Source organism: Paenibacillus koleovorans NBRC 103111, assembly GCF_004000845.1.
Taxonomy (GTDB): domain Bacteria; phylum Bacillota; class Bacilli; order Paenibacillales; family NBRC-103111; genus Paenibacillus_AA; species Paenibacillus_AA koleovorans.
In genome coordinates this window covers 93,819-109,162 of sequence record NZ_BIMA01000004.1, presented here as the reverse complement: position 1 = coordinate 109,162, position 15,344 = coordinate 93,819, and the positions used below count along the sequence as shown (strand labels likewise).

Here is a 15,344-nt window from a genome sequence, read left to right as displayed (position 1 = left end):
GTTATGGCACCATCACAACCACCCGGAGGCCATGAATCCCGATCTTCGCCGGGCGAGCGACTAAGGCTAGCGGTCCATGAAGAGCGGCCGTTGCAGCTGGCAGGCGCGATCAACGCCTATTCGGCTTTGCTCGCGGAGCAGGCCGGGTTTCGTGCTTTGTACTTGTCCGGGGCGGGGGTCGCGAACGCTTTGTTCGGCCTTCCGGATCTCGGTATCACGACGCTGAACGATGTTCTGGAGGATGCGAGGCGCATCACAAGCGCCACCCCGTTGCCGCTGCTCGTCGATGCGGACACCGGCTTCGGCGGCGCCTTCCAGATCGCCCGCACCGTCCGCGAGATGACCCGCGCCGGGGTGGCCGGCATTCACATCGAGGATCAGATCGCGGCGAAACGATGCGGTCACCGGCCGAACAAGGCGATCGTGAGTCAAGACGAACTGGTCGACCGGATTAAAGCGGCGGCTGATGCGAGAGAAGATCCGCATTTCGTCCTCATGGCCCGCACAGACGCCCTGGCCGTGGAAGGATTGCAGGCGGCGATCGAACGGGCATGCGCTTGCGTCGAAGCGGGCGCCGATATGATTTTTCCCGAGGCGATGACCGATCTGGAGCAGTATCACGCTTTCACCAAGGCGGTGCAGGTGCCAGTGCTCGCCAACTTGACCGAGTTCGGTCGGACGCCGCTCTACACGCTGGAGGAGCTGCGCGGCGTCGGCGTCTCGCTTGCTCTATATCCGCTCTCCGCTTTCCGGGCGATGAGCGCAGCAGCGCTGGAGGTGTACCGTACGATTCGCCGCGATGGAACCCAGCAGGCAGTCGTAAGCCGGATGCAGACCCGCACAAACTTGTACGATACGTTGGACTACTACGCGTACGAACGGAAGCTCGATGAGCTGTACGGAACAACGAATCCGAAGGGAGAGGACGGGGATGGCGGCTAACAAAACCGGGGGACTCGCCGATGTTGTCGCGGGTCGAACGAGCATTTCAACCGTAGGCAAGGAAGGACATGGGCTTCACTATCGAGGCTACTCGGTAGAAGATCTCGCGGAGCGCGGCTCCTTCGAGGAGACGGCGTTCCTGCTGCTGTACGGCAAACTGCCCAACCAAACCGAGCTGCAGATGTACCGCCGCCGCCTCGCATCCAAACGCGAGCTGCCGGAGCCGCTGCTCGCCATCCTGGAGCGGCTGCCCGGCACCGCGCATCCGATGGACGTGCTGCGCACGGGCTGCTCGGCCTTAGCCGCCTTCGAGCCCGAAGAGCAAAGGCGCGGCCCCCATGAGGTGGCCGACAGACTGCTGGCCGCCTTCGGCTCGATGCTGCTCTACTGGCAGCAGTACCACCGCTCCGGGCGGCGCATCGACACCGCATCGGCGACGCCGGAGGAGAGCGTCGCCGCGCACTTCCTGCGCCTGCTGCACGGGCAGGCGCCAAGCGAGCTGCACGAGAAGGCGATGGACGTCTCGCTTACGCTGTATGCGGAGCACGAGTTCAACGCCTCCACCTTCGCCGCCCGCGTCACTGCCTCCACGCTGTCCGACTTTTACTCGTCGATCGCGACCGGCATCGGCACGCTGCGCGGACCGCTGCACGGCGGGGCCAACGAGGCGGCGATGGAGCTTATCGACGCCTACGACAGCCCCGAGGAGGCGGAGCAAGGCGTACTCAGCCTGCTCTCCCGCAAGCAGCTGATCATGGGCTTCGGCCACCGCGTCTACACCGTCTCGGACCCCAGATCCGACATCGTCAAACGTTGGTCACGCCGGTTAGCTGAGGCCGCCGGCACACTCCGGATCTATAACATTTCCGAGCGGATCGAGCAGCTCATGCGGCGGGAGAAACGATTGTTCCCGAATCTGGACTTCTACAGCGCTTCGGCTTATCGGCTGCTCGGCATCCCGACGCCGCTGTTCACGCCGGTGTTCGTGCTGTCTCGCACGAGCGGCTGGGCGGCGCATGTCATCGAGCAGCGCGGCAACAACAGGCTCATTCGCCCGCGAGCCGATTACGACGGTCCCGAGCCGCAGCCGTGGCTGCTGCTGGAGGAGCGAAGCTAACCCCAGGAGGTGGACTGCAACAGATGTCAGGACCTATCGCTACCGGCGCCCGTCCCGAGCCCGACGCGCTGCTGACCGCCATAGCCGACTACGCGGCGGTGGCGGCGATCGAGAGCGAGGAGGCGTACGAGACGGCCCGCCTCTGTCTGATGGATACGCTTGGCTGCGGGCTGCTCGCGCTGCGCTACCCGGAGTGCGCCAAGCTGCTCGGGCCGGTCGTGCCTGGCACGATCGTGCCGAACGGGGCCCGTGTGCCCGGCACGTCGTTCGTGCTCGACCCGATCGCTGCGGCTTTCAATATCGGCTGCATGATCCGCTGGCTCGATTACAACGATACGTGGCTGGCCGCCGAGTGGGGCCATCCTTCCGACAATTTGGGCGGCATCCTCGCCATAGCCGACTATCTCAGCCGAACCCGCACCACCGCCGCGACACATCCGCTTACAATGCGCGACGTGCTGACCGCGATGATCAAAGCGCACGAAATCCAAGGTATCCTAGCCTTGGAGAACAGCTTCAACCGCGTCGGCCTGGACCATGTCATACTCGTCAAGGTAGCGTCGACCGCCGTCGTCACCCAACTGCTAGGAGGGACGCGAGAGGACATCGCGTCCGCAATCTCCAACGCCTGGCTCGACGGTCATCCGCTGCGCACATATCGGCACGCGCCTAACACCGGCCCTCGCAAATCGTGGGCCGCCGGCGACGCCACCAGCCGTGCGGTGAGGCTCGCCCTTATGACGATGAAGGGAGAGATGGGCTACCCGTCGGCATTGACCGCGAAGACGTGGGGATTCTACGACGTTCTTTTCAAAAGCAAACCGTTTAAGCTGGCGAGGCCGTTCGGATCCTATGTAATGGAGAATGTTCTATTCAAAATTTCGTTCCCTGCCGAATTTCACGCGCAAACGGCAGTGGAATGCGCGATCCATCTGTACCCGGAAGTAAAGGGGAGGATCGACGAAATCGACCGGATCGTGATTACGACGCATGAGTCGGCGATCCGCATCATCGACAAAACCGGTCCGCTTCACAATCCGGCTGACAGGGACCACTGTCTCCAGTACATGGTGGCGATCGCGCTGCTGCACGGCCAACTGACCGCCGATCATTACGAGGATGCGGCGGCGGCCGATCCGCGTATCGACCGGCTCCGCTCCACGATGGTGACGGAGGAGGACTCGCGCTACTCGCGCGAATATCTTGATCCTGACAAACGTTCGATCGCCAATGCCCTACAGGTGTTTTTCCGCGATGGAACGGCGACGGCAAAGGTGGGAGTGGAATATCCGATCGGCCATCGGCGCAGAAGGGCGGAAGGCATTCCGCTCTTGATACACAAATTCGAAGCTAATGTAATGACCCGGTTTCCGACCAAACAAGCGAAGGCGATCCTGGCGCTATGCCGCGATGCCGAGAAGCTGGCGCAGACTCCGGTGCGCGAGTTTATCGACCTGTTTGTCATTTAAGTAATTCTTCGATATTCTGCGACGGCCAGAACACAAGAAACGCCCGTTCCAACCCAAAACGAAGAGCTTGCGGCCGAGTGCCGCAAGCTCTTCGTTTTGAAGCGTTTATTTGGACGTCCAGTTCTCAAACCCGAGCTCGAACCGATCGTAGTCATGCGGCACGGACGCTTCCATGATTGCATTGAAGTCCCTATGTCCCGCAGGGACATCCGTCCATCTCGGCGCAGCCTGAACCGACCATGGCTGGCGATCTGTCAGCTGATTGAACACTTTGACGGCTTCCACGCGCTGGATCGGTTGATCCGGGCGAAAGGTGCCGTCCGGGTAGCCCGGGAGATGAACTTGCTTCTGCAGCGCGGCAATGGCCTTCAAAGCCCAGTGCCCCTTAACATCGGTAAAGGCGGTTTCCGCCGTCTCGCTCCATTTCTTCACATTCAGCAAAACTTGCGCGAACTCGGCACGCGTCACTTGCTGCTCCGGACGGAAGCTGCCGTCCGAATAGCCGACCATCCACAGCTGCGCGGCTGCCTCTGCGATGGCATCCGCCGCCCAATGCGTGTTCTCTACGTCTGCGAATGGAACAACGGAGGTTGCCGTCTGGTCTGCATTCGCCGTGAACAAGCGGCTCAGAATCGCCGCCGTCTCGGCGCGCGAGATGCCGCGTTCCGGGAGGAAGGAGCCGTCCGGATAACCGAGCATGTACGGCTTGTGTTCGCCGGAGCCGACGATTTTCGGCTGCATGGCGAAGCTGTACTGCACAATCGAAGTGCCTACGTGAATGTTGCCGTTTTTAATATAGCTATCGTCTCCCTGCAGCTCGTCGCGCAAGTCCTTGCGGCTGTCGAACGTGTCGTATCCGTCTTTTACAGCGAGGATATAGTAGTCCCCGTCCGGGAATACCATCCAGCCGTACTGTCCCCCGTCTACGGACATTTGCGGATCGCGGTTCTGGTTCGGAGCAAAGTCCGGCAAGATCGGCAGTACAACCAGATCGCCGGGCTTTCTGCCCTTGGAACGGTTTAACTCGGTGTCCGTCCAATGCAGGGTAAGCTTCGCTCCGTCGATCGTTCGACCGGTAACCGCATCCGTCACAATCCCGTAAGGGTCGATGAGACCCGCTTCAAGGGTGGCGCTCCCGTTACTGTTCACGATCAGCTTCGCGATACATCCGGCGAGCTTCTCGCCTGTCGGCGCAACGACGCTCAGAGCGACCTTGTATTCTCCTGGCGGCACGTTGTTCAGACTAAACGACCCGTCTGCGCCCATAGGAATATCCGGAATATTCAAAGGCACTCCGTTCGCCGTCATCAGCTTGGCCGACATCGTCAAATCCGTTCCGATGATTTGGGTAATCGCCGTTTTCGCCGATTGGTCCTTCCGGTTCGGGTCGGAGTCCAGTACGAGTATGGCTTTCGTCGGGGTAGAAATCGGTGTTTGCTCCGGCTCCGGTGCAGGCGGCGCGGCATCGCGAATGATCCTGACTTCATACTGTCCGGAAGCGCAAGCGCTGGACTGCTGAGTCGGACCTGTAAACGCCAAAGCGCTTACGCAGACGGTCGTCAAATCCGCCGTTATAGCGACCTGATGAGACGCCGCCATTTTGCCGTCCGATAGCGACTGCCACGTTTCCGAAGCCGAGCTACCGCCGTTTACCGCGTATGTTGCATCCAATGGCTCAAGAGCGGTCCCCAAGTACACGGACTCGACTACGCTCACGGTCGTCGTACCATGCGGTACATGCACCTCGTACACCGTCGTACTGTAGCTGAAGGAAGCCGGGGATTTCGTCATCACGTTCCCGGTTGCACCCTTCACGTCGATGCCGGTCATGGTAGCTGTCGTGAACGATCGAACTTCTCCGTACATCTTCACTTCTTCGAACACGGCATAAGCCCGGTAATAGTACGTCGTGCCGCGTTTCAGGTTCGATAAAGCTCCGTAGATCATGTTGCCCGACAAAACCTCGTTCGTCGTTTCTTTGGCCGAGAAGTTCGGATATTCCGAATACTCGAACCCGACTGGCGTCGACATGCCGAAGCCGTCCGTCATTCCTATGAGGAACGCTGTCGTATCGGTGTTGTTCACATTGGCCGAAGTGGTGACGGACAAGCTGGGCGCAGCATCGCGAATAATTTTGACTTCAAATTGTCCGGAAGCGCAAGCGCTCGGCTGCGTAGACTGACCTGTAAACGCCAAAGCGCTTACGCAAACGGTCGTCAAATCCGCCGTTATAGCGACCTGATGAGACGCCGCCATGTTGCCGTCCGATAGCGACTGCCATGTTTCCGAAGCCGAACTACCGCCATTTACCGCGTATGTTGCATCCAATGGCTCAAGAGCGGTCCCCAAGTACACGGACTCGACTACGCTCACGGTCGTCGTGCCATGCGGTACATGCACCTCGTACACGGTCGTATTGTAATTGAACGTAGCCGGGGATTTCGTCAGCACCTGGTTGTTGGCATCCTTCACGTCGATCCCGGTCATGGTCGCGGTTATGAAGGATCGAACCTCCCCGTACACCTTCGTACCGCCAATCTGGGCATAAGCCCGGTAGTAGTACGTCGTGCCGCGTTTCAGGTTTGACAAGGCTCCGTAGATCATGTTGCCCGACAAAACCTCGCTCGTTGTCAGGCTATTCGCCAAATTCGCATCTTCCGAATATTCGAATCCGACCGGCGTTGACATGCCGAAGCCGCCGAGCGCTGTTCCAATGAGGAAAGCTGTCGTATCGGTGTTGCTCACATTCGTCGACGTCGTCACGGACAAGAAGTGAACGGTAATGGGAACATCTTCTTCGCCATTGTGAAAAACGATGCTCTGCGTCGAGCCTTCATTCGCATGGAGAGCGGCGGTTATGGTGACTGGAGCAGTACCCCCATGTGCGCCATTCAGCTCGTATTCGACTGTGTCAAATTGGAAATCGGCTGTATAAGTTATTTCTACCGACGGGCCTGTCAACGTCAAAGTATAGGTGGCATTCCCATGGTTTTCCAGATGGCCGGCTGAAACCGACAAGGACCCGAACCACGTTTTGGCGGATGTGACGGGAGGGTCCGCAAGAGTCGGTACAGCGTATGCAATATTAAGCGGAATAGCGGTCAACAGCATGCACGCGATGATAACCAACCGTATAACAGAACGTTTAAAGCGTCGATTCATGGAGGACATCCTTCCTTAAAATAAATGTTGGGAATCATTTCAAAGCGGCTCTTATTCCGGAATCAAGCCCAGTGCGACCGCCATTTCATAGGCATTGATACTGCCGAGTCCCGTTGCCATCGAATAGAAATCCCCCCTTTCAAAGACGCCTTCATGGTTGCCGGCCTTCACGCGGTTAAAGGCTGGCTGTTCCATCAGCTTGTAAAGCGGCTCATGAAGGTCCCCCAAGCCTCTGCCCAGTCCACCGACTATATTGGCAAATATACCGGCCACATAGGGGGCGGCGACGCTTGTCCCGGTTGCCTGGTCCCACTGGCCCTCCCCTGTTAAAGGATCCGTGACATAGATCGGAATCCCGCTCCGCTCCGAATTCGGCGATTCGGTTGCGGTTACGACGACGGAGGGGCCGACGATGTCCGGCAGCATGCGGTATTTTCGGCCTTCCGCCGTCAGCTTCTCCGCGGCGCCCGCTTGATAGAGCGGCAACGGATATTTGACGCTCCACCCTCCGACCGAGAGGGGCCAATCGTATTCAACTGCGCGTCCGGATGCCGGATCGCGCGCCACGACGGTTCCTCCAACCGCTACGACATTCGGCAAATAGGAGGGCGATAGAAGATGCTTATTGTCTGCCGTTGCACCGTTATTGCCCGTCGAAGCGAACACGGTGATCCCTCGTTTGCGCATCTCTTCAATCACTTCGTTGGCGCGTTCGTCATCTCGCATGTTAGGAGCGCGTCCCCATGAGAACGTAACGAGCTGAGCTTGTCCGTTATCCATAATGGCTTGCAGGAGAATGGAGAATGGTACGGAGGGAGGAACGGAATACACGTCCAGCACCGCGTCCGGAGCCGCTGCGTGCGCGATGTCTATATTCAGTGTCGTTTCCTTATGGCCGTCGGTTGCCACTCCCTGATGAATGGCGCCGCCGAACAGAGAGATGACGTTGATGTCCGGCTCAGGCAAGTCGAATTGCCGCGAGAACGTCTCAATGTCGGAACGCTGAAACGTATCGAACGCCACGATCGCGATTCGCGCGCCTCGGCCCGTAAATCCTTTTGCATGCAAATCGGAAACACGGTAATATTCGTTCAATACTCGAATTTTATCGGCTTCCGCCGCATCGAGCGCAGGTGGCGTGGCTTGCGGGAGGGACGTATGCCAAGCAATTGCGCCAAATAAAACGAGCAGCGGAATGAGCAGTCGTTTCCCTAATCTGCGGTAATTCATTCCCTTATCCTCCCAGACAAATGAAGTTTGCTGCTCCCGATTATAAAAAAGTATTCTGGACATTCTCTGGACAAAAAAAAAGACCCAAGCGGGGCCGGCTACTTGCTCCGGTCTCCCGCCTGGATCGTCCTGCGGAATGGTATGCGTATGATAACGGATGTGCCCTTGCCCCACTCGCTGCGGATGATAAGCGGGCTTCCGTATAAACGAAACAGCCGTTTGCGGATGTTATCCAGCGCCACGCCGCGCCGCTGCCCGCCCGAACCCCCCAAACCGGCCTCGTCCGCCTCGCTTGTCATGCCGACGCCGTCATCGCTTACTTCGATCTGCAGCGAATCGCCATCCGGCGCAACGGCAACCGTCAGACAGCCGCCGTTCTCCTTCTTCATAATTCCGTGATGGATGGCGTTTTCCACAAGAGGCTGAATGATCAGCGAAGGAATCGGCACTTTCAATACAGCAGGGTCGATGTGCATCCGAACGTCGAGCAGATCGACGAAACGCGCTTTTTCGATTTCCATATAGGCGTCCAGCAGGGCGACTTCCTTCTCGAGCGGGACATAATCGTCCGTTTCTTTGAAATCAAAGCAGCTGCGCAAGTAGGTGCTGAAGTAATGCAGCAATTTTCGCGAACGCTGATGATCCGTATAGCTGTAAGAGAGAATCGTGTTCAGGGTGTTATAAATAAAATGAGGCTTGATCTGCGCTTGCAGGAAGGACAATTCCTTGCGTACAAGCTCATCCGCGGATTTTTTCAACTGCACTAGCGTTGCGACCCGACTTTTAAGCTCCATATGGTTGTAAGGCTTCTCCAGAAAATCGTTGGCCCCGGCCGCAAGCCCAGCCGCCAAATCGCTATATTGGCTCTTGGCGGTAACGAGCAGGATCGGCAATTCGAGCAGGGAGTATTTCTCGCGAATGACCCTGCACACTTCGAAGCCCGACATGCCCGGCATCATAATATCGAGAATGCATAGATCGTATTGGCCGCCCTTCATGAGTTCCTTTATCGCGTCTTCCCCGTTCGTCGCGCCGGTTACGGAATATTGCGCTACAGTCAGCAGATTCGAGATGGCCTTCAGGCTGCTATATTCGTCATCGACGGCAAGAATCGCGTACGAGGATTCGGTTGCTGTACCAGGCTCGACCGTTACCGCGGCGTAGGGCGCAATCTCGTACATCTGGGGCGTCCTGACGCTGTCCATGTCGCTGGCTGAGTTGTTGTCTGAGTTGCTGTCCGCTTCGCTGTCATTGCGCTGTTCCATGCGGCCGGCCGGCACGGAGAACGTCATCCTCGTCCCGACGCCCACTTCCGATTCCACGCGAACTTCACCGCCGTGCAGCTCCACGAGCTGCTGTGTAATCGCCAGCCCCAATCCGACTCCGCTGTGGCTGCGTGTCAGGCTCGGCTCAAGCTGCTCGAAGGATTTGAAAATGTCTTCGAACTTTTCGGCAGGGATGCCCACCCCCGTATCGGAAACGGTCAAATACACGAATCCGTTCTCTTGCTTCGCCGACACCGTCACATGTCCCGCATGCGTATGTTTGACCGCATTGTCGAGCAAATTGTACACAATTTGCATAAACCGGTTTTCGTCTGCGTAAACTGCGAACGAGTTTCCAGGCAGCTCGTTGACGAACGAGATCGGTTTGTTTTTGACCATATGGCTGAACATCTCGATCGTCACATTCACGACCATGTAACAGTCAAAATGGGAGAGCCGCAGCTGCAAATCATGATTTTTCATTTTGGAAAAATCAAGAATGTCATGGACCAGCGTTGACAACCGTCTGCCTGTATTAACAATGAGCTTGAGATCGCCCGCCTGTGCGTGGTTCACGCCGCCTCCGGCTCCGTCCAGCAGGGATTGCGTAATATTGATAATGCCGTTAAGCGGCGTCTTCAGCTCATGCGACGTTTTGGCGAGAAATTCATCCTTCAGCTTGTCGATAGCCGACAGCTTCGTGGACAGATCCTGAATCGTCCGGAACGATCTCGTATACTGCTTGGACATATATAGCGCTTGCGACAGCACGATGATCGGCAAGGCGGCAGGGAAAATGTAGTGCTCCTCCAGCTTCCAGATGTTGTTCAGGAAGTTGACGATAACGAAGTCCAGCGCCCCGAGGATGCCGATATACAAGTAAGCCGAGCCGTCTTCGACTTGCCAGGCCGCTCTGGCCATGTAATAGCTGTTGATGAGCATCACGACGAGGATCGTGAGGGATAGGGCGAGAACGAACGGGCCGTTGTAGCTGGCTGATGTGAACAGCACTGCGACAACACCCAGAGCGCCGACGCCCTCCAGAATCCGAATCAGCCGCTTCGGATAAATCCGGGGAAAGGAATGATAAACGTAGCGGGAAAAGAAGTACATCATCAGGAGCCCCGTGATGTCCTCGATATAAAGCTGGCCCATGATGGACAGCTCAGGAAACAGCTGTGTAAGCAGCCGTTCCGAATGCGTCATAATGAACATCATCGTAGCCAGACAGCATAAGCCGAAAAAAAGCAGTTCCCGGTGCGATCTGCGTTGAAAGTAAATGCCGATGAAGTAGACGGCCATGGTCAGAAATCCCCAAGCCAAACCGCCGTCCAATGCTATGTTGTAATTGTTGAATGCGGAAATCGCATGCTGATTGCCGAGCGAGATCGCTTGCACGATGCCGCTATTGAAGCTCTTATAGCTGGCTACCTGCACGATGATTTCGACCTTCGAGGAGTCGATCGCGAAATAGCCCGCGTAGGGGGTGTTCCGATGAATAATGGCATCAGGCGAAGCGGCGGGCTTGCCGCTACGGCCAATCTCTTCACCGTTGACGAAGATTCGGTTGGAGGCGCGGATGTTGGTCGTCTTAATGCCGAATACGCCATGCTCCACAGGCATCTCAATGTGCAGCCTGTAGGTGGCATAGCCGCTATCGGGCAAGGGATCGCCGTTCAGGCGGAGCGAATCCCAGCTGGACGGCACATTCGTCCACAAAGGGGAGGAAAGCTTGCCGTCTGCATTTTCGAAGTCGGCAGGCTCCAGCAGCTCGTCCCAATAAAATTCCCATTCGCCGTTCAGCTTGACAACATCTGAACCATTCGCGTCCCAGGACCGTAAATCGAGCACGCCGTTCACGGCCTTTACGCCGGGCTCCGATAGCTCCTTGTACACGGGGACTGCGATCGTTGTGATGATCACGAGCGTCGACAGCCAGAGCAGAATCGTCTGCAATCGTTTCGTTGTCAGGTACATGCTTCACCTTTCCTCATCAGCTGCTGCAAACCATTCCTCGTACAAACGTCTGGTAGTTTCATTCGGCACCAGACCGAGCTCGGTGTGCAGCACCTGCTCCAGCTGGCGATAGTGGGCGACAAACGCGGTTCGGTCATTCCTCTTCCAATCAAGCTGCAAAAGAAGTTCATAAGCTTCCTCGTCCAAGGGCTGAACGGCGATCAGCCCTTGCATGCGCAGCATGGCCGGGGAGTAATCCTCCGACTGCAAATAAAAGCGGCAAAGCTGCTTCGTTAGGGAAGCGTACTGCTCTCTGAGCTTCTCTCGCGCGGGCAAGCTCCAGGCATAGCTCCAGACGCCGAATAGATCGCCTTGGTATAAGTCGAGACACTGCTCGTAGTAAGGCGCATTGGCCGCCGTAATTCGGATTTCCTTGTCGAAGGCGCGGGAGAATAAGGCCAAATCGCTGGCCAATCCCGCGGCATTCAGACGGTAATGCGCATTGCGGAAGCTGAGCGCGGCGTGAATGCCTTGCTGCTTCAGCAGCTTCCTGACCTGGTAAACCGTAGTGTGCAAATGGGAATGCGCCTGCTCCTTCGAGCATTCCGGCCAAATGTCCTCTATAATCTCCCACTTGCTGACCTCCTTATCCCGCTTCAAGTACAAGTATGCCAGCAGCTCCTGCGCCTTGGTTGTTCGCAAGGCTGGGACGTGTGCGGACTCACGCACCGTCACTTCAAGCCGGCCCAGGCAATGGATGTACACGTGTGGCTGTAGCGAGGCCGGATTGGGAACAACCGTACGCTTGCGCTTGAACAGCCGGGAGATAGCTCTGTCCAGTCCTGCCTCCGCGATCGGCTTCAACAAATAATCGATAGCGCTCGCTTGAAAGGCGTCCAATGCGTAATGATCGTAGGCGGTGACAAAAATGATTTCCAACTCGTCATGCGCGTCCAGCATCAGCTCGGCCAGCTCCAAGCCGTTCATGAGCGGCATCTGGATATCGAGGAAAACGACGTCCGGCTTCAGCTTGTCCAGCATCGCCAGCGCTTCCGCCGGTTTGCGATACGTCCCCGTAACTTCCACTCGCCCGTCCTCTTCAAGCAATATCTTGAGCATATCGATCGATGGCTGCTCGTCGTCCACGATGATTGCTTTCATAACGTTCGTCCACTCCTATTCCAAAACCATTTCCTGGCGGTCGCTTGTATCAATTCGACATTTGGGGACATTTCCCTGTTGTCGGCAGGAGTGATTTTGGGTACAAATCAGGTAGAGGGCAAAGTCGAGTTGCAAACATACGATTGGTTAAAAAAATGGCTTAAAGATTTTGCTTTTTGACCTTCACATTTTTTTTTGTTATGATAACATAGTAATTGTTGCATACAGCTTAGGTACAGGTATTTGTCGAAAAAGGGGGAATATTCTCGCATCTTTGCAGCCTCTGCTTTATGCATCTGAAAGCGCTTTACATCTCCGACAGCATGTTCAGGCATCCCTGCTCCAACTAAAAAATAGGAGGTCAAAACAGGATGGTAAAAACAAGAAAATGGGTCCCAGCTGTACTTGCTTCTACAATGGTGTTAGGAACGGTCATCGCGGGTTGCTCGTCTTCCGGCGGGAATACTTCTTCGCCTAGCCCTTCCGGCGGAGCCGCGAGCGCCACACCGAAACAAGAGAGAATTAAGATGACGATGTTCTACAACGAAGCGGGGATTAAGACTCCGCAATCCGTAGACCGCAGCAACAACCCGTTGATTCAGCTTGTGGAAGATTATGCGAATGTGGATCTTGAATTTGACATTCCGATTTATGCTGAGTATACAACCAAGCACAACCTGGTGCTTTCAAGCGGCAAACTGCCTGATATTTTCCACTCGACGATTCCGGATGAGACTTTTAAAGCCGCTCGTGATGGCGCTTTCATTGACTTGAAGAAGTACTATGACGCTTCGCCGATGCTGCAAAAGGTAGTTACTCCTGCGATGATGGAGCTGGGCAAAGATCCGATCAGCGGCAAATACTTCCGGATTCCAATGGCCTATGACAAAGGTCCTCAAGGGACTGGCGTACTCGCTCGTTTCGACCTGATCCAGAAATACAACGCCGGCAAATGGCCGGGCACGGTCGAAGAGTGGGTAGAGCTGCTGAGGAAGATCAAGAAGGCCGAACCGGACTCCACCCCTATGGCAGTCCGCCCAGTCGGCGACAATATTTGGAGCTATGGCGGCGGTCCGATCTTCGGTATGTACGGCGCTTTGCCATACGGCTACCGGATCGTCGGCGGCAAGGTAATTCCGAACGTCGCGCTGCCGGAGTTCAAAGAAGCGCTCAAAGTGATGCAGACCTTGTACTCCGAGGGCATTCTGGATAAAGAGTTCGCTACTACCGATGCTACGAAGTATTTCGCCAAGCTGGCGGAGAAAAACGTACTGTTCCAATGGAACGGGATGGACCAAATTTTGCCTTATCAAGTTTCTATGACGCTGCCGACAGCTACGGGCAATCAGAAGGAACAAGTTTGGGGAGTTGCGCCTCCGCTTACGACATATCCTTCTACTCTTAAGGATCGCAAGTACGCCATTGCCGGCGTAGGCTTGCCGATTTCGGGGCACGGCCTGTTCATCCCGGCCAGCAACAAGAACCCGGACCGCGCCTTCAAGGTAATCGAGGGCTTCGCTCAAGAGCAGCTGAAGGATAAGATCTTCTGGGGCAATGAAGGCGACACTTACACGATGAAGGACGGCAAGCGCGTAGCGAATCCGGATAAGATGAGCGCCGAAGATCATACATGGAAGCGCCAGTTCGCCTTCCTGTTCGGTTACACGGACGGTCAAGACGCGCAAAACGCGAACTTCGAAGCGAAGCTGGGTACGCCTAACTACACGATGATCTCGAACGGCATGAAGGCTATGCAGAAGGAAGCCGAAGCGATCGGTCTGGAAACGCCTCCGGGCTACTCCGAGCCGGACGAAGTATTGAAGAAAAACGCCGAAATTATGCAAGCCATCAATAAATTCACGACTGAGTTCATCATGGGCCGTATGTCGGCGACCGATCTTGACGCCGCAATCGCCGATTGGGAGAAGAAATACCGCGCTCTCAAATACGATCCGCTGCAAAAATTCCTGGATGCCAACAAAGACAACCTGGTCAAACAAGGCTTCAAGAAGGCAGGCTGGTAAGCGGTCGTTCAACAAATTGGGAGGTGCGCGCAATTGCGAGAAACGATCGCGGTTCAGGAGCACAATCCAAGTACGGTAAAGCCAAAGAGAGGCAGGATGCGACCTAGGTCGCTCCTGTCGCTTTACCTCTTATTCGCTCCTACATTCCTATTTCTCTTTGTCTTCAACTATATTCCAATGTACGGCATTATCATTTCGTTTCAGAAATATTCGATTTATAAAGGGATACTGGGCAGCGACTGGATCGGCTTTGAGAATTTCAGGTATTTCTTGAATGACCCCAAATTTTGGTCGATCATGAAGAATACGCTGCTCATCAATTTTTACGACATCGTATTCGGCTTTACAGCCCCGATTGTTTTCGCTTTACTCGCCAATGAGCTTTATCAGAAAACATTCAAGCGCGTTATGCAAACGATTTCTTATTTGCCGCACTTTTTGTCCTGGATCGTCGTGGCCGGTATTTTCACTCAAGTGCTTTCGCCCTCGACGGGGATTTTCAACATTTTTATCGGTTGGTTTGGTTTCGAGCCTCATTATTTTATGGCCGACCCCAGTATCTTTAGAGGCATCTTGGTATATGCGGATATATGGAAAAGCGTCGGTTGGTCAGCCATTCTCTATTTTGCCGTTATCGCGGGGATTGACAGCTCCTTGTACGAAGCGGCCTGGATCGATGGAGCCAGCCGTTGGCGGCAAGTTATTCATATCACCATTCCTCATATGATGCCGATGATCGTCCTGCTTTTCCTGTTGAAGCTGGCCAGCATTTTCGGAATCGGGTTCGAACGGGTCTTCTTGATGCAGAATCCTCTCGTGTACGAGGTGTCGGACGTTATCAGTACCTATGTATACCGAACGGGTATCGAATCGTCCCAGTACAGTCTCACGACGGCAATCAGCTTCGCTCAGAGCATACTAAACTTTATTTTGCTGATCAGCTCGAACTATATCTCGAAGCGTTGGATGGGCCTGGGGATGTACTAACCGGCAGTCGAACAAGGAGGTGGCACTGTTC

The 15,344-nt window shown here is 55.7% G+C and carries 9 protein-coding genes; 5 read left to right on the top strand and 4 right to left on the bottom strand.

The features are described from left to right. The first annotated feature begins 3 nt into the window (after window positions 1–3). From prpB to PKO02S_RS02590, 3 genes are read left to right on the top strand one after another with little or no spacing between them, the layout of a single operon-like run. Window positions 4–942, top strand: coding sequence for a methylisocitrate lyase (prpB, locus tag PKO02S_RS02600; RefSeq protein WP_127579526.1), 939 nt, complete (start codon window positions 4–6; stop codon window positions 940–942). Continuing rightward, the gene (locus PKO02S_RS02595; RefSeq protein ID WP_127579525.1) at window positions 932–2,059 is read left to right on the top strand and encodes a citrate/2-methylcitrate synthase; all 1,128 of its coding nucleotides are present in this window, start codon (window positions 932–934) and stop codon (window positions 2,057–2,059) included. Before prpB ends, PKO02S_RS02595 begins: the two co-directional genes overlap by 11 nt. A gap of 23 nt (window positions 2,060–2,082) precedes the next feature. Then, the gene (locus tag PKO02S_RS02590; protein WP_127579524.1) at window positions 2,083–3,528 is read left to right on the top strand and encodes a bifunctional 2-methylcitrate dehydratase/aconitate hydratase; all 1,446 of its coding nucleotides are present in this window, start codon (window positions 2,083–2,085) and stop codon (window positions 3,526–3,528) included. Window positions 3,529–3,633: 105 nt separating this feature from the next. Here the strand turns inward: PKO02S_RS02590 and PKO02S_RS02585 are convergent, their stop codons facing one another. The 4 genes from PKO02S_RS02585 to PKO02S_RS02570 all read right to left on the bottom strand — a co-directional run bounded on the left by PKO02S_RS02585 (window position 3,634) and on the right by PKO02S_RS02570 (window position 12,302). After that, window positions 3,634–6,690: an S-layer homology domain-containing protein gene (locus PKO02S_RS02585; RefSeq protein ID WP_164821260.1), complete on the bottom strand. Its 3,057-nt coding sequence runs from the start codon at window positions 6,688–6,690 to the stop codon at window positions 3,634–3,636. Window positions 6,691–6,741: 51 nt separating this feature from the next. Next, complete coding sequence (locus PKO02S_RS02580) at window positions 6,742–7,920, bottom strand: S8 family serine peptidase (protein ID WP_164821259.1); 1,179 nt, start codon at window positions 7,918–7,920, stop codon at window positions 6,742–6,744. A 98-nt stretch (window positions 7,921–8,018) separates the two neighbouring features. Beyond that, window positions 8,019–11,162: an ATP-binding protein gene (locus PKO02S_RS02575; RefSeq protein ID WP_127579521.1), complete on the bottom strand. Its 3,144-nt coding sequence runs from the start codon at window positions 11,160–11,162 to the stop codon at window positions 8,019–8,021. A 3-nt stretch (window positions 11,163–11,165) separates the two neighbouring features. Then, a complete protein-coding gene (locus PKO02S_RS02570; RefSeq protein WP_127579520.1) occupies window positions 11,166–12,302 on the bottom strand; it encodes a response regulator in 1,137 nt (378 codons plus the stop codon). 371 nt (window positions 12,303–12,673) lie between these two features. On the opposite strand from PKO02S_RS02570, the gene PKO02S_RS02565 reads away from it, so the two are divergent. After that, entirely contained in the window at window positions 12,674–14,326 is a 1,653-nt protein-coding gene (locus PKO02S_RS02565) for a type 2 periplasmic-binding domain-containing protein (RefSeq protein WP_127579519.1), read from the top strand. Window positions 14,327–14,422: 96 nt separating this feature from the next. Next, entirely contained in the window at window positions 14,423–15,313 is an 891-nt protein-coding gene (locus tag PKO02S_RS02560) for an ABC transporter permease (RefSeq protein ID WP_127579518.1), read from the top strand. The last annotated feature ends 31 nt before the right edge of the window (window positions 15,314–15,344 follow it).